General features: G+C 31.3%; 20 protein-coding genes and 1 tRNA gene. 12 read left to right on the top strand and 9 right to left on the bottom strand.

Annotated features, from left to right (window positions below; all coding sequences use genetic code 11):
• The first annotated feature begins 4 nt into the window (after nucleotides 1–4).
• Together Q4517_RS07930 and Q4517_RS07925 are read left to right on the top strand one after the other, a co-directional pair.
• Nucleotides 5–1,705, top strand: coding sequence for an efflux RND transporter periplasmic adaptor subunit (locus tag Q4517_RS07930; RefSeq protein ID WP_303507994.1), 1,701 nt, complete (start codon nucleotides 5–7; stop codon nucleotides 1,703–1,705).
• Between the two features lie 13 nt (nucleotides 1,706–1,718).
• The gene (locus tag Q4517_RS07925) at nucleotides 1,719–2,129 is read left to right on the top strand and encodes a heavy-metal-associated domain-containing protein (RefSeq protein WP_303507993.1); all 411 of its coding nucleotides are present in this window, start codon (nucleotides 1,719–1,721) and stop codon (nucleotides 2,127–2,129) included.
• A gap of 279 nt (nucleotides 2,130–2,408) precedes the next feature.
• On the opposite strand, the gene Q4517_RS07920 is transcribed toward Q4517_RS07925, so the two are convergent.
• The 3 genes from Q4517_RS07920 to Q4517_RS07910 are packed head-to-tail and all read right to left on the bottom strand — an operon-like array spanning nucleotide 2,409 to nucleotide 3,449.
• Complete coding sequence (locus Q4517_RS07920) at nucleotides 2,409–2,621, bottom strand: hypothetical protein (RefSeq protein ID WP_303507992.1); 213 nt, start codon at nucleotides 2,619–2,621, stop codon at nucleotides 2,409–2,411.
• Nucleotides 2,622–2,638: 17 nt separating this feature from the next.
• Nucleotides 2,639–3,010, bottom strand: coding sequence for a DoxX family protein (locus Q4517_RS07915; protein ID WP_303507991.1), 372 nt, complete (start codon nucleotides 3,008–3,010; stop codon nucleotides 2,639–2,641).
• A gap of 28 nt (nucleotides 3,011–3,038) precedes the next feature.
• Entirely contained in the window at nucleotides 3,039–3,449 is a 411-nt protein-coding gene (locus Q4517_RS07910; RefSeq protein ID WP_303507990.1) for an SRPBCC family protein, read from the bottom strand.
• Nucleotides 3,450–3,562: 113 nt separating this feature from the next.
• On the opposite strand from Q4517_RS07910, the gene Q4517_RS07905 reads away from it, so the two are divergent.
• The 5 genes from Q4517_RS07905 (at nucleotide 3,563) to Q4517_RS07885 (ending at nucleotide 6,402) form a co-directional block, all read left to right on the top strand.
• Nucleotides 3,563–4,534: a GlxA family transcriptional regulator gene (locus Q4517_RS07905; RefSeq protein WP_303507989.1), complete on the top strand. Its 972-nt coding sequence runs from the start codon at nucleotides 3,563–3,565 to the stop codon at nucleotides 4,532–4,534.
• A 108-nt stretch (nucleotides 4,535–4,642) separates the two neighbouring features.
• Nucleotides 4,643–4,966, top strand: a complete 324-nt coding sequence (locus Q4517_RS07900; protein WP_303507988.1) for a helix-turn-helix transcriptional regulator — start codon at nucleotides 4,643–4,645, stop codon at nucleotides 4,964–4,966.
• A 2-nt stretch (nucleotides 4,967–4,968) separates the two neighbouring features.
• Complete coding sequence (locus tag Q4517_RS07895; RefSeq protein ID WP_303507987.1) at nucleotides 4,969–5,439, top strand: SRPBCC domain-containing protein; 471 nt, start codon at nucleotides 4,969–4,971, stop codon at nucleotides 5,437–5,439.
• Complete coding sequence (locus Q4517_RS07890; protein WP_303507986.1) at nucleotides 5,436–5,816, top strand: DoxX family protein; 381 nt, start codon at nucleotides 5,436–5,438, stop codon at nucleotides 5,814–5,816. The genes Q4517_RS07895 and Q4517_RS07890 overlap by 4 nt, the downstream gene beginning before the upstream one ends.
• Before the next feature lie 7 nt (nucleotides 5,817–5,823).
• A complete protein-coding gene (locus Q4517_RS07885) occupies nucleotides 5,824–6,402 on the top strand; it encodes a YdeI family protein (RefSeq protein ID WP_303507985.1) in 579 nt (192 codons plus the stop codon).
• 71 nt (nucleotides 6,403–6,473) lie between these two features.
• Here the strand turns inward: Q4517_RS07885 and Q4517_RS07880 are convergent, their stop codons facing one another.
• On the bottom strand, nucleotides 6,474–6,926 hold the full coding sequence (locus Q4517_RS07880; RefSeq protein WP_303507984.1) for a carboxymuconolactone decarboxylase family protein: 453 nt from the start codon (nucleotides 6,924–6,926) through the stop codon (nucleotides 6,474–6,476).
• Between the two features lie 129 nt (nucleotides 6,927–7,055).
• Nucleotides 7,056–8,036, bottom strand: a complete 981-nt coding sequence (locus tag Q4517_RS07875; protein ID WP_303507983.1) for a GlxA family transcriptional regulator — start codon at nucleotides 8,034–8,036, stop codon at nucleotides 7,056–7,058.
• Nucleotides 8,037–8,171: 135 nt separating this feature from the next.
• Here Q4517_RS07875 and Q4517_RS07870 point away from each other — a divergent pair, with 135 nt between their 5' ends.
• The 4 genes from Q4517_RS07870 to Q4517_RS07855 are packed head-to-tail and all read left to right on the top strand — an operon-like array spanning nucleotide 8,172 to nucleotide 9,804.
• A complete protein-coding gene (locus Q4517_RS07870; protein ID WP_303507982.1) occupies nucleotides 8,172–8,675 on the top strand; it encodes a DinB family protein in 504 nt (167 codons plus the stop codon).
• A gap of 5 nt (nucleotides 8,676–8,680) precedes the next feature.
• Nucleotides 8,681–9,088, top strand: coding sequence for a VOC family protein (locus Q4517_RS07865; RefSeq protein WP_303507981.1), 408 nt, complete (start codon nucleotides 8,681–8,683; stop codon nucleotides 9,086–9,088).
• A gap of 44 nt (nucleotides 9,089–9,132) precedes the next feature.
• The gene (locus Q4517_RS07860; RefSeq protein ID WP_303507980.1) at nucleotides 9,133–9,555 is read left to right on the top strand and encodes a VOC family protein; all 423 of its coding nucleotides are present in this window, start codon (nucleotides 9,133–9,135) and stop codon (nucleotides 9,553–9,555) included.
• 15 nt (nucleotides 9,556–9,570) lie between these two features.
• Entirely contained in the window at nucleotides 9,571–9,804 is a 234-nt protein-coding gene (locus tag Q4517_RS07855; protein WP_303507979.1) for a hypothetical protein, read from the top strand.
• A gap of 71 nt (nucleotides 9,805–9,875) precedes the next feature.
• Here the strand turns inward: Q4517_RS07855 and Q4517_RS07850 are convergent.
• The 3 genes from Q4517_RS07850 to Q4517_RS07840 form a co-directional block, all read right to left on the bottom strand.
• Nucleotides 9,876–9,949, bottom strand: a tRNA-Arg gene (locus Q4517_RS07850).
• Nucleotides 9,950–10,024: 75 nt separating this feature from the next.
• A complete protein-coding gene (locus Q4517_RS07845) occupies nucleotides 10,025–10,258 on the bottom strand; it encodes a putative signal transducing protein (RefSeq protein WP_303507978.1) in 234 nt (77 codons plus the stop codon).
• A gap of 12 nt (nucleotides 10,259–10,270) precedes the next feature.
• Nucleotides 10,271–10,423, bottom strand: a complete 153-nt coding sequence (locus tag Q4517_RS07840; RefSeq protein WP_303507977.1) for an SsrA-binding protein — start codon at nucleotides 10,421–10,423, stop codon at nucleotides 10,271–10,273.
• 605 nt (nucleotides 10,424–11,028) lie between these two features.
• Between Q4517_RS07840 and Q4517_RS07835 the strand changes: the two genes are divergently transcribed.
• A complete protein-coding gene (locus Q4517_RS07835) occupies nucleotides 11,029–11,970 on the top strand; it encodes a calcium/sodium antiporter (RefSeq protein WP_303507976.1) in 942 nt (313 codons plus the stop codon).
• A 72-nt stretch (nucleotides 11,971–12,042) separates the two neighbouring features.
• On the opposite strand, the gene Q4517_RS07830 is transcribed toward Q4517_RS07835, so the two are convergent.
• Nucleotides 12,043–13,053: a glutamine synthetase beta-grasp domain-containing protein gene (locus Q4517_RS07830; RefSeq protein ID WP_303507975.1), complete on the bottom strand. Its 1,011-nt coding sequence runs from the start codon at nucleotides 13,051–13,053 to the stop codon at nucleotides 12,043–12,045.
• Nucleotides 13,054–13,110 lie beyond the last annotated feature (57 nt).

Genomic DNA, 13,110 nt, shown 5'->3' with positions numbered 1-13,110 from the left:
AAAGATGAAAAAATATATAATATACATAGTAGTTTTAATTGTAGGGGTAACCTTAGGATGGCTACTCTTTGGAGGTTCTTCAAAAAGTGAGGCGACCTATGACCATAATACAGCAGAAACAGGTGAAATATGGACATGTTCTATGCATCCACAAGTTATGCAACCAGAATCAGGAGACTGCCCTATTTGTGGAATGGATTTAATTCCTGCGGAAGTCGGAGCTGAAGGATTAGCTGTAAACCAGTTTAAATTGACAAAAAATGCATTGGCATTAGCAAATGTACAAACAACTGTGATTGGTAATGCTATCAATGCAGATAATACAATTACATTATCCGGAAAAATAGCAGAAAACGAAAAGTCAAACGCAGTACAAGTAAGTTATTTTGCAGGAAGAATAGAACGTTTAAACGTGAATTTTACAGGAGAAAAAATCAACAAAGGTCAGTTTTTGGCAACGGTATATTCTCCTGAATTGGTAAAAGCACAACAAGAATTATTAACAGCAGCTTCTGTAAAAGAAAATCAACCCGCATTGTATAAAGCAGTTAGAAATAAACTGAAATTATGGAAGCTATCAGAGAAACAAATCAAACAGATAGAGAAAACAGGAAAAGTCAAAGAAAACTTTCCTGTATATGCCACAGTTTCTGGTACAGTATCTGAAAAACTAGTTGAACAAGGTGATTATGTAAGCCAGGGACAAGCTTTGTTAAAGCTAGCTAATTTGAGTACTGTTTGGGCAAATTTTGATGTCTACGAAAATCAAATAAGTAATTTTAAAGTAGGTCAAAGTATATCAATTATTACAAATGCCTATCCTAATGAAACTTTTAAGGCAAAAGTTTCATTTATAGACCCTGTTATGAATCCAGAAACTAGAACTATAACCATGCGTGCCGTGTTAATTAACAACAAAGGAAAGTTTAAACCAGCGATGTTTGTTACAGGAAAAGTGGAAGCTACAGAAAAACAAACTGAACAACAATTAAGTATTCCTGGAACAGCAGTATTATGGACAGGAAAGCGTTCAATTGTATATGTAAAACCAGACGCTAGCAAACCAATTTTTGAAATGCGTGAGATTGTGTTAGGAGGAAGAGTAGGTGAGAATTATCAAATAAAAAAAGGATTAGAGTCAGGAGAGGAGATTGTGACGAATGGAGTATTTACAATAGATGCTTCAGCACAATTACAAGGAAAAAAATCAATGATGAATCATACTAAAGAAATTACAGAATCTTTTAACACGCCTAAAAAGTTTAAAAAGCAGCTTCAAAATGCTTATGAAGGTTATATAGAGTTAAAAGATGCTTTAGTAAAAACGGATGCTGACGCTGCAAAAACTAGTGCTGAAAACCTGCAAAAGGACTTAATATCGATTGATATGAAGTTACTAACTAATAAAGTAACACACCAACAATGGATGCAATTAATTCCTGCATTAAAATCAAGTAATGCAGAAATAGCAAAAACAACTGATGTTGCTATACAACGAAAGTATTTTAAAGTAGTATCAGAGCATTTTATTATGGCAGTTCAGTCTTTCGGGATAAATGAGGTGACCTATAAACAATACTGCCCTATGGCTGATAGTGATAAAGGAGCTTATTGGCTAAGTAAAGAAAAACAAGTGTTAAACCCGTATTTTGGAGATAGTATGCTAAAATGTGGTGAAGTAAAAGAAACAATAAATAATAATTAAATTTCAATTCAAAATGAGAAAAGTAATCTTAGGAGTAGCTATGTTGGCTACAATTGGTTTAGTAAGTTGTAAAAACGAAGCTAAAAAAGAAACTGAAACAAAAGAAGTTCAAACAGAGCAAACAATAACTCAAGAAGTAGCAATGGCTACAACAACTTTTGGCGTAAGAGGTAATTGTGGAATGTGTAAAAACACAATTGAAAAGGTAGTAAATGGTGTTGATGGAGTAGCATCGGCAGAATGGGATAAATTAAGAAAGCAAATCAACGTATCGTTTGATGATTCTAAGACTAATTTAGATGCTATTCATAACGCAATTGCAGCATCTGGTTACGATACTGATAAAGTAGCTAGTAGTGAAGAAGCTTATGGAAACTTACCAGGTTGTTGTCAATACGATCACAATATGGAAATGAGCTTATAAGGTGATGTAAAAGCAGACGAAACGTCTAATCACTAATTCTAAAAAAGTGTAACGATATAAACTTCGTTACACTTTTTTCTTGTTTTAATTATTACAACTAAATAACCAGCGTATTCCATATTTATCAATTATACTTCCAAATAAATGGCCCCAATGGTTTCTTTTTAAAGGGAGAGCCATAGTTTTCTTTTTGGCTAAACTTGAGTAGTATTGTCTTATTTCAGTTTCGTTTTTACTTTTTAACAGTATAGAAATAGTGTTTCCTTGTAATAGTTCATCTTAATCAAATAAATCAGTACCCATTAATAACATATTTTCTTTTTTAAGAAAAGCCTGTACAATATATTTTTTATAATTGTAAGGGAGGTTCTCAGTTTTAGGAGAGTCCTCTAAAGTTTGAAAATATAATTCACCACCCAAACAATTTTGGTAAAAAAGCATTGCTTCTCTACAATTACCATTAAATGTAAGATACGTTATTAACTGGCTCATTATTTAGGGTTAGTAAATCAATTGGTTATAGTATTTATTTTATGATAATTGATATAAGACAAGACTAAAATACCAAGTGCTATAATTGGTAAAAAGGAATTAAGAGTAAGTCCATCAATAGCAGCATGACTTATAGCAGCAAATAAAAAAACAAAGCTAAAACCAGCATATGCCCATTCCTTTATCGTTTTATGTAGTTTAGGGATTATTAAAATGAGAGCTCCTAATATTTTAAAAACAACTAAAGCATTTCCGAAATATTGTGGATATCCTAAGTGTTTAATTCCTTCTTTTGCCAGTTCCGTTTGAGAAAATAATGCAGGCATAAGACCTTCAAATAGAACGATGATAATAGTAGTTATCCAAAATATAGTTTTATTAGTTTTCATAATGATAAGTTTTTATACTTAGTTAGTCTTATTGGTTTTCTACATACTTTTTAAAATTATCTAAAATAGCTTGCCATCCCCCTTTTTGTACTTCAATAGAGTTTTGAGTTTCTGCATCAAAAACTGTTATAACTTCAGTATAGTCTTCTTTTGGTGTAAAGTTTGTTTTTGCCTTTCTACCATCATCCATGGTGTATGCAATACACTCAAGAGGGCTTACTTCATCGTAAGTACCGGTGAAATCGAAACTAAAGCTTCCATCTTTAGCTTCCATTCTTGATAAGAATTTTCCTCCAACTTTTAAATCGTTTTCAGCACGAGTAGTATGCCAATCTTCAGAAGCTGTATTCCATGTTTTTATATGCTTTGGAGTTGTCCATATATCCCATACTTTGTTAGGAGTTCCTTTAATTGTTGTTTTAACTGTTATTTGTTCCATGATTTTAAGGTGTTAATGTTAATACTACAAAGATGAAATTAATTTAAAGCTTTCTTTGGGTGGTATAACGGCATTTTTAAGGGCTAATTACGCCAATTTCTTATATTTGTTTTATGAAAAACGTCTCTATCCTTGTTCCAGAGTCCGCTGTAATAGAGTCTGTTGCTGATCCGCAATACATGTTTTCTGCAGCAAATGATTTTTTAAGATCTAATAATCGAGAACCTCTTTTTAAGGTAAACCTTGTAGGGAGTAAAAAAGAAATTAGTTTTAATAATGGTATGTTTTCTGTTCATACAAATAAGTTATTACAAGAAGTTACTCAAACAGATCTTATTATAATACCGGCGCTTTTTGGAGATATGAAAACAGCGGTTAAACTTAATGAAGAAGCTATTCCTTGGATTGTAAAACATTATAAAAAAGGAACTGAAGTGGCCTCATTATGTGTTGGTGCGTTTTTATTAGCTTCAACAGAAATTTTGAATGGGAAGAAATGTTCTACACATTGGGCTTTTTATAATGAATTTCAAGAAACTTTTCCAGATGTTGAGGTGGCTGATGGTAGTATTATTACCGAAGAAAATGGAATTTATTCTAGCGGAGGAGCAAATTCTTATTGGAACTTACTATTATATCTCTTAGAAAAGTATACTGATAGAGATACAGCTATTTTAGCTTCTAAATACTTTGCAATAGATATTGATAGAGATAGCCAATCAGCATTTACAATGTTTACAGGACAAAAAAATCATAATGATTTAGAGGTTATAAAAGTACAAGAGTTTATAGAAACAAATTATAAAGATAAAATCACTGTGGATGATATGGCTAACTTAGTAGCTGTTAGTAGAAGAAGTTTTGAAAGACGTTTTAAACAAGCTACTAATAATACTATTATTCAATATCATCAACGTGTAAAAGTTGAAGCAGCTAAAAGGCACTTTGAAAGTACTAGAAAAAACATTACAGAAGTAATGTACGATGTAGGATACTCAGATACGAAAGCCTTTAGAAATGTTTTTAAAAAGATTACTGGGCTAACACCTGTTGAGTATAGAAATAAATATAGTAAGGGCGTTTAAGTCTTTAAAGTACCTTTTTTGCTTGAAATTTACTGGTTATTGGTTAGTTGTTTTTAAATTTGTGCAGTTATATAGCTTCGCTTATATTAGCAGTTAAATAACTGCGTAATGAAGTTAAGAAGAGACGTTTTTCAAGCCATTGCAGATCCAACTCGTAGAGTTATTATTTCTTTAGTAGCGTTTCAAGCAATGACGCCGTCTGCAATAGCCAATAATTTTGAATATTCAAGGCAAACAATTTCTAAACATATACAAATACTATATGAATGTAATATTCTAGAACAGGAACAAAAGGGTAGAGAGATATACTATCATTTAAATCCTGAAGGAATGAAGGAAATTGCTGCTTTTATTGAACCTTTCAGGAAGTTTTGGGATGAACGTTATAATAAGTTAGAATCTGTAATGAAGAATTATAAACCAAAAAAATAAACATGGAACAGAAAACAAAAGTTGTAGCAGAAACAGGAAAGCAAGAAATTGTAATAACACGAATCTTTGATTTGCCTATAGAACATTTGTTTATGGCGTATGTTGAGCCTGAAATTATTGAGCAATGGATGGGGACAAAGGTGCTAAAACTTGAATGTAAAAGATATGGAAGTTATGAGTTTGAAACAACAGAACCTAAAGGAAATAAGCATTTATTAAGAGGAGTTATTCACGAGTTTATTCCTCAAAAAAAAATTATCAGAACATTTGAGATGAATAGTATGCCTTTTGGTGTGCAGTTAGAAGTTTTTACGTTTAAAAAATTAACAGATAGTAAGAGTAAGCTTATTAAGAAAGTAATTTACCAATCAGTTAAATATAGAGATGAAAATTTAAAACTTCCATTTAAAATGGGTATTAATTGGGCGCATCAACGATTAGAAGAAGTTGTAAGTAAATTATTAAAAGTATGAAAGCAAAAAATATCACATATTGGGTATTGACAATATTCCTCTCAATAGGAATGCTCGCAGGAGGTGTTCAACAGATGTTACAAATTGGTGGGTACAATGATATCATTAAAGCGTTAGGGTATCCGTTATATTTATTAAGCATTTTAGGTGTATGGAAAATATTAGGAGTAATTGTTATTCTAGCTCCTAAATTAACCCTTTTTAAAGAATGGGCGTATGCAGGCTTCTTCTTTGCTATGTCTGGAGCTGCAATTTCTCATGTCGCCATGGGTCAGAATTTTTTTGAAGCGGTACCATCTTTAATATTGTTAATAATAACAGTTTTATCTTGGTATTTAAGACCAGATAGTAGAAAAATAGAAAGAATTATAAAGTAAGTTTGAAATGGAAAAAGTAGATAAGTATATAGGAAACATAAAAAAATGGCAAGAAGAAACAAAATTGTTACGACAGATTTGTTTGGATTGTGGTCTTGAAGAAGATTTTAAGTGGATGCACCCTTGTTATACTTTTCAAGGAAAAAACATAGTGTTAATTCACGGTTTTAAAGATTTCTGTGCATTACTTTTCCATAAAGGAGCTTTGCTAAAAGACACTGACGGGGTTTTAATTCAACAAACAGAAAATGTACAATCAGCTCGTCAAATTAGGTTTGCAAAGCCAGAAGAAATTATAGATTTAATATCAACTATCAAAGCATATATATTCGAAGCTATAGAGGTTGAAAAAGCAGGTTTAAAAGTAAAAACTAAGAAAACCTCAGAGTTTGAAATGGTAGATGAATTTAAAGAAGTATTACAAGAAAACCCAGACATACAAACAGTTTTTGAAGCGCTAACCCCAGGTAGACAAAGAGGGTACTTATTGTATTTTTCTCAAGCTAAACAATCAAAAACACGTTTGTCAAGAATAGAAAAGTCGATACCGAAAATGATTGAAGGAAAAGGACATAATGAAAGATAATAAAGCTACCTAAATTTAGGTAGCTTTATAGAAACTTAGATGAAAACTAGATAAATTAATATTATTGCGTATTACAAAACCTTAGAGATAGCATGAAACATTTGTGTTGATACTGCGATACGATTCCAAATATTAATTTCTCCTATTTGTATAATAATTTGTGCTATTTCATTATCACTAAAATAACTTTTAAGCTTTTGGAAGGTTTCCTCTGTTAATCCATTATTGCTTATTTGTGTTATTTCATCAGTAGCAGCTAATAAAGCTTTTTCCTCTTCAGAAAATAAAGGCGATTCTCTCCAAGCACTCAACGCAAAAATTCTGTTTTGTGCTTCTCCGTTTTTTAGAGCCTCCACAGTATGCATTTCTATACAGTAAGCACAAGTATTAATTTGTGAAGCTCTTATTTTAATAAGGTTTTTACTTTTTTTTGAAAGCGTTGTTGTTTCAAGGTATTTGTAAATTTCTAAGATTGCATTATAGGCATTAGGCTCTAATTCTTGAATGTTTAGTCTTTGTTTCATAATTTTAAATTTTATAAACCAAAGGTATTATTCCTTGTAAAGTTAAAACTTAAGCCAGTTTAAGAAGCATAATACAATGTGGAATCATAAATTTTGTAGGTAGAAAGTATCAAGAACATTTTTAAAATTTTAAACATAAATTGCTTTGCGATATTTGTTAGCATATTCAGAAGGAGTCATGTTTGTAACCTTCTTAAAAACCTCTCTAAACCCTTTAGGGTCATTATAACCAACTTCGTACATTATTTCGTTAACCGTTTTATTACCTCTTTCAAATTCTTTTTTAGCAGCTTCTATTTTAACACGTTGTACATATTTCATTACAGTATTGGCAGTTGCTTTTTTAAAACGTCTTTCAAAAGTTCTACGACTTACAGCTATTTTTTTAGAAAGCTCATCAACAGTTATTTTTTGCTGATAATTTTGTTCAATATGTTCTTGAATTTTTAAAATATCTTTATCGTTATGAGATTTCTGACCTTTAAAAATAATAAAAGGAGACTGGCTATTACGGCTAATATCTATTTCAAAAATTTTAGACGAGAGTACAGCCATTTCACGTCCTGCAAACTTTTCAACCAAATAAAGATTTAAATTTAAAGAAGAATAAGCTCCACCACTTGTGTATAAGCCGTTTTCATCAGTAATAATTCTATTATCAACAAGATTAACATCAGGAAACATTTTTCTAAATTCATCAGTAGCCAACCAATGCGTTGCACAATCTTGACCGTTAAGCAATCCTGTGCTGGCTAATAAAAAAGTACCTATACAAAGACTTGCTACTTCAGCCCCGTTTGCATATTGTTTCTTAATCCAAGGAATAAAAGCACTGTTTTTTGAAATTATTTGAGCATAATCTCCATGAATGGCAGGAATAATAATCAAATCTGTTTTTTGTACATCAGTAATTGTTGTGTTAGGAATAATATTAAATACCCCGTTACTTAACCTAGCTTTTTTGTGTGTGCCAACAAGATGTGTTGTAAACATTGTTTGCTTGCCTGATTTTAATAAAGCATCATTAGCCATGGTGAACATCTTATAAGTAGCCTCTAAATTACTCAAACTAGAGTCACCTTCAGGTACAAGAATAGAAATATGTTTCATAAGTCATTTTTCAAGAGATTAAACCATTTCAAATATAAGATAAGCTGTTGTCGCAATCAACCCGTGGTATTGTCGGGAACATACCTTTGGAGTATGGGTAAGACCTTTTATCTTTGGTAATCAAATAATTAAAGTATGGAGAAAGAGGTTTTAAGTGAGTATTATATCACAACTAAGGAGTTGTTAAGGTTGATTTCATCGTTAACTGAAGAAGAACTGAATAAAAAAACAAAAGAAGGAGATTGGACAGTAGCGCAAGTAGGAGATCACCTTAATAAATCTTATGCTTTATCAGAAGTTTTGACAGGAGAAGTAAAAGAAACTAGACGTAGTCCAAATAAAAAGTTAAAAGAAATACAACGCTTGTTTTTGAATTTCGATATAAAAATGAATTCACCTAAAGAAATTATACCAACCGAAAAGTTCATTAACAAAGAAATTTTGTTGACGGAGTTAAAAAATAAAATACAATGGGTGAACGATTTCTCAAAGAAGGTAGATTTATCAAAACTCTGTTTAGATTTTGAAATTCCTGAGTATGGACCATTTACACGATTCGAATGGATAGGATTTAATACAGTGCATACGAAGCGTCATATTTATCAAATAAAACAAATTATTAAGAATTTAAAACTCTAAAATGAATGAAAATATGGGCAAACTTAGGAGTAGAAGATATAGAACGTACACAAAAATTCTATAAGAGATTAGGTTTCATTCTCAATGGAACTTCTACGAACGAAATAGTTAGTTTTTTATTTGGTGAAGATGAGTTTGTAATCCACTTTTTTAAAAAGGAAAAGCTAAAAGAAAGCTTTGAAGGAGAAATAGCAGATCTGAATAACAGTAACGAAGTAATGTTTACACTTTCAGCAAAAAGTAAAGAGGAAGTTACTGTATTAATAGAAAGAATAATAAAAGCAGGAGGGTATATCCGTTTTGATCCTAGAAAAGACAAGAAAAAGTTTTATGATGATAATGGCTATTATGTTTGTGTGTTTCAAGATTTAGATGGGCATTTGTTTAACCTGTTTTGTAATTTGAATAGATAATAAAATAAAAAATTAGAATAAACATAACCTTAAAAACAAGAAAAATGAAAGTAAATCCTTATTTAAATTTTGATGGAGATGCAGAACAAGCATTCAATTTTTATAAATCAGTATTTGGTGGTGAATTCATTGCAAATATGAAAATGAGTGACGCTCCAGATGTAGAAAAATTACCAGAAAATGAAAGAAATCGTACAATGCACATTTCGTTACCATTATCAAAAAATACTATTTTAATGGGGTCTGATACCGTACCTTCAATGGGACATAAGCTAAATAAAGGGAATAATAATTACATTTCAATTCACCCTGAAAGTCGTGAAGAAGCAGATCGTTTGTTTAACGGCTTATCTGTAGGTGGAAAAATTGAAATGCCTATGGAAGATCAGTTTTGGGGAGATTATTTTGGTAGTTTTGTAGATAAGTTTGGTGTTTACTGGATGATTAATTACAACGAAGCGGTATAATTAACTTTTAATTTAATGGTAGAAGTCTTTAAAACATCTGTACAATCAGTTGAAGAGGAAACACTCCTTTTGGATAAGCTCCAAAGGGAGTTTTCTTACTATAAAATAAATTTTGATTTAGAAGATTGTGATAATATACTTCGTATAGAGTCTATAGGTAACATAATTGATCTTAACCCAATTATCAAATTAGTAAGATATTATGGATTTGACATTGAAGTACTGGAAGATGTGGTTGTAAAAGACTAAACAGTAGTAGAAAGTTAGTGTGTAAATTTATGGAAAAGCAAAACCCTGTTAGATATCTAACAGGGTTTTTGTGACCTCGGCAGGATTCAAACCTGCAACCTCTTGAGCCGTAATCAAGTGCACTATTCAGTTATGCTACGAGGCCGTTTTGCGGGTGCAAATATAAGAATGTTTTTTAAATTGTAAAGCAAAAAAATAATATTTTTTTGCCTTTTTTAACTTATTTGCCTTCTGTTATTTCTTCTTTAAAACTATCAATAGTGTCCTGAGCTTTTTCAAGATCTGACTCATAGATAAATACGTCAATAGAATTGCCTAAAGTTCCGAAACCAGCAACCCTTCCAGATTCTTTATTATCTTTAATTAAGCATGGAACTTCAACCTCATCAAGTAATTGATTTAATCTGCTTACAAAGATTTGAGATCCTGAGAAAACTTTAATATGATTGTTCATAATGGTAAAATTTTAATCCAACGAATTTATTGTAACATAAGCACGCCATCCAACAATAGCCAATTGAAATTTTGATGCTTTCGATATATCCAATTCCTTCTTAGTAAAGGAAGGTAGTAGAGCCTTGTTTAGGTTGGCTAAAAACTTAAAAAAACTTTTTCTCATTAGTAGTTGATTCTATTATCAAAAATAACGAAAAATAATTTGTTATGATGAGAAAAATCAAACTTTACTAAGTTTAAAATTAAAAGTATAGGTTTTAATTAGTTTAATCTTTTAAAAGATAAATTCCAGTAATAAATAAGCAATTTTAATAGTTATTAGAATTAGTTTTAAAGCAAGTATAATCATGTTAGATTCATGTGTTTTTAGTTAGTAAATAATGATGAATTCCGGAATTGTTTTTTCAATATATGAGAAAGGAAATATTATTACCAAACTTTTAAATCTAATTTAATTGGATTGGGTTTATATTTAAATCTATAAAAACACTATTAGTTTTAACTTATAGCTATATTGTCTATGTTTTAATTATTAAATGAAATATAAAAATGTCTTATTGGTTGTATTTAGTAAGGTTTTAAAGAAGCTTTTTTTGCAAGATTTGAAAAGTAAAGGAAAAAGGATCTTTTAAACAGAAGAGTTTTAGCCTTTTGATTTTTTTGAAGTTTATTAAAGAAAAAAGTATTGGTTTTAAAAGTTGTATTTACACGGTTGTTTATGTTTCAAAACTTCGTTACAAAAGAGTATCTTCGCCCAAAAAATATCTTATGAGCATTCTATATATTATTATTGGTTTAACATTGTTAGTTTTAGGAGGAAATTGGCTGTTAAAAGCAGCGGTAGGTTTGTCACTTAAACTACATATACCAAAAATAGTAATAGGTATGACAGTAGTGTCGTTTGCAACTTCAGCACCAGAATTAATTGTAAGCATAAAGTCTGCTTTAAATGGAGCAACAGGTTTGGCAGTAGGTAATGTTATTGGTTCTAATATTGCAAACCTAGCTCTAGTATTAGGTATAACAGTAATACTATCATCAATAGATGTGGAAAAAAGTTTTTATAAAACAGATTGGCCAGTAATGATGATTGCTTCAGTACTACTGTATTTTTTTATAGCAAATGATAAAATAATTCAATTTTATGAAGGAGCTATTTTGTTTGGAATGTTAGTAGTGTTTTTGATTTATTTACTGCGTTTTCAAAAACAGGCGGTTGTTGATGAGGTGCCTGAAGATGATGAAGAGTTACCACTATATAAAATAGCACTATTTTTAGCAATAGGAGGTGTAGGTTTATGGGGTGGTTCAGAGTTGTTAATTAATGGCTCGGTAACTTTAGCAGCAAATTTAGGGGTTAGTGATGCAATAATAGGAGTAACAGTAGTGTCGGTAGGAACAAGCGTTCCTGAGTTAGCAGCATCAATTATTGCAGTATTAAAGAAAGAAAAAGCAATTTCATTAGGAAACTTAATAGGCTCTAACGTATTTAATATTTTAGCTGTTCTGGGTATTACTGCAATGATTACTCCTGTAGAAGTAAAACCAGATGCATATAGCTTAATAAACAACGATATTTATTGGATGTTAGGTGTTTCATTTGCTATACTACCTTTAGTTTTCTTTCCAAAAGGAATGCGTCTTGGGTGGAGAGATGGAATTATCTTATTAGCAACCTATGCAACTTTCATCTATTTAACAATTTCGTAAAAACGAATTAGTTTAGAAATAAAAAAAAGCCGCAATTAGCGGCTTTTTTAGTTGTGTTGTTGTGTTTGTTAATTATATGTTGGCACCTTTTACGGTTTCTATAATTCTACCAGCTACTTTATAAGGGTCAGCGTTTGAAGCAGGTCTTCTGTCTTCTAACCAACCTTTCCATCCTTTTTCTACAGTAATAATAGGAATACGGATTGAAGCCCCTCTATCAGAAACACCATAACTAAAGTCAGATACATGAGCAGTTTCGTGTAAACCAGTTAAGCGCTCATCGTTATTGGCTCCGTATACATCCATGTGTTCCTCGGTAACAGGCCTAAATGCTTCACAAATCTTCTCGTAAGTTTCTTGAGAGCCACAAGTTCTTAAAGTAGTGTTAGAGAAGTTTGCGTGCATACCAGAACCATTCCAATCTCCTTTTACTGGTTTTGGATGGTACTCAATATAGTAACCATGCTTTTCAGTTAAACGATCTAATAAGTAACGAGCAACCCAAATTTCATCACCTGCTTTTTTGGCACCCTGTGCAAACAATTGGAATTCCCATTGTCCTGGAGCAACCTCTTGGTTAATTCCTTCAAAGTTTAAACCAGCCTCAATACATAAATCAGCATGTTCTTCAACGAAATCTCTTCCCCAAGTGTATCTTCCACCTACAGAACAGTAGTATTTTCCTTGAGGTCCAGGGAATCCACCACGTGGGAACCCTAAAGGTAAATCAGTTTTGGTATCCATTAAGAAATATTCTTGCTCAAAACCAAACCAAAAATCATTATCGTTATCATCAATTTTAGCACGTGCATTAGATGCGTGCGGAGTACCGTCAGCGTTTAAAACTTCAGACATTATTAAGAATCCATTTTTTCTAGTAGGGTCAGGATAAATAGCAACAGGCTTTAGTAAACAGTCAGAAGCACCTCCAGAAGCTTGTTCTGTAGAACTTCCATCAAAAGACCAAACTGGACAATCTTCTAATTTACCACTAAAGTCGTCTTCAACCTTAGTTTTACTACGCATGTTTTGAGTTGGTTCATGACCATCTAACCAAATGTATTCTAATTTTGATTTACTCATGATTTTTGTGTTGTTTTAGAGTTAATTATGGGGCAAAATTGAGTATTTTTTGTTAAA

Origin of the sequence: Tenacibaculum sp. 1_MG-2023, assembly GCF_030547425.1 — a bacterium.
Lineage (GTDB): Bacteria > Bacteroidota > Bacteroidia > Flavobacteriales > Flavobacteriaceae > Polaribacter.
The sequence above is the reverse complement of the archived record's forward strand: the minus strand, read 5'-3'. Positions and strand labels throughout refer to the sequence as shown.

Excerpts from the sequence above, each read along its gene's own strand:
- Q4517_RS07840 (WP_303507977.1), bottom strand. The coding sequence starts at position 10,423 with ATGAGAAAAAGTTTTTTTAAGTTTTTAGCCAACCTAAACAAGGCTCTA.
- Q4517_RS07870 (WP_303507982.1), top strand. The coding sequence starts at position 8,172 with ATGGAGAAAGAGGTTTTAAGTGAGTATTATATCACAACTAAGGAGTTG.
- Q4517_RS07920 (WP_303507992.1), bottom strand. The coding sequence starts at position 2,621 with ATGAGCCAGTTAATAACGTATCTTACATTTAATGGTAATTGTAGAGAA.
- Q4517_RS07865 (WP_303507981.1), top strand. The coding sequence starts at position 8,681 with ATGAAAATATGGGCAAACTTAGGAGTAGAAGATATAGAACGTACACAA.
- Q4517_RS07910 (WP_303507990.1), bottom strand. The coding sequence starts at position 3,449 with ATGGAACAAATAACAGTTAAAACAACAATTAAAGGAACTCCTAACAAA.
- Q4517_RS07830 (WP_303507975.1), bottom strand. The coding sequence starts at position 13,053 with ATGAGTAAATCAAAATTAGAATACATTTGGTTAGATGGTCATGAACCA.
- Q4517_RS07895 (WP_303507987.1), top strand. The coding sequence starts at position 4,969 with ATGGAACAGAAAACAAAAGTTGTAGCAGAAACAGGAAAGCAAGAAATT.
- Q4517_RS07915 (WP_303507991.1), bottom strand. The coding sequence starts at position 3,010 with ATGAAAACTAATAAAACTATATTTTGGATAACTACTATTATCATCGTT.
- Q4517_RS07855 (WP_303507979.1), top strand. The coding sequence starts at position 9,571 with ATGGTAGAAGTCTTTAAAACATCTGTACAATCAGTTGAAGAGGAAACA.
- Q4517_RS07880 (WP_303507984.1), bottom strand. The coding sequence starts at position 6,926 with ATGAAACAAAGACTAAACATTCAAGAATTAGAGCCTAATGCCTATAAT.
- Q4517_RS07885 (WP_303507985.1), top strand. The coding sequence starts at position 5,824 with ATGGAAAAAGTAGATAAGTATATAGGAAACATAAAAAAATGGCAAGAA.
- Q4517_RS07900 (WP_303507988.1), top strand. The coding sequence starts at position 4,643 with ATGAAGTTAAGAAGAGACGTTTTTCAAGCCATTGCAGATCCAACTCGT.
- Q4517_RS07875 (WP_303507983.1), bottom strand. The coding sequence starts at position 8,036 with ATGAAACATATTTCTATTCTTGTACCTGAAGGTGACTCTAGTTTGAGT.
- Q4517_RS07890 (WP_303507986.1), top strand. The coding sequence starts at position 5,436 with ATGAAAGCAAAAAATATCACATATTGGGTATTGACAATATTCCTCTCA.
- Q4517_RS07925 (WP_303507993.1), top strand. The coding sequence starts at position 1,719 with ATGAGAAAAGTAATCTTAGGAGTAGCTATGTTGGCTACAATTGGTTTA.
- Q4517_RS07930 (WP_303507994.1), top strand. The coding sequence starts at position 5 with ATGAAAAAATATATAATATACATAGTAGTTTTAATTGTAGGGGTAACC.
- Q4517_RS07845 (WP_303507978.1), bottom strand. The coding sequence starts at position 10,258 with ATGAACAATCATATTAAAGTTTTCTCAGGATCTCAAATCTTTGTAAGC.
- Q4517_RS07860 (WP_303507980.1), top strand. The coding sequence starts at position 9,133 with ATGAAAGTAAATCCTTATTTAAATTTTGATGGAGATGCAGAACAAGCA.
- Q4517_RS07835 (WP_303507976.1), top strand. The coding sequence starts at position 11,029 with ATGAGCATTCTATATATTATTATTGGTTTAACATTGTTAGTTTTAGGA.
- Q4517_RS07905 (WP_303507989.1), top strand. The coding sequence starts at position 3,563 with ATGAAAAACGTCTCTATCCTTGTTCCAGAGTCCGCTGTAATAGAGTCT.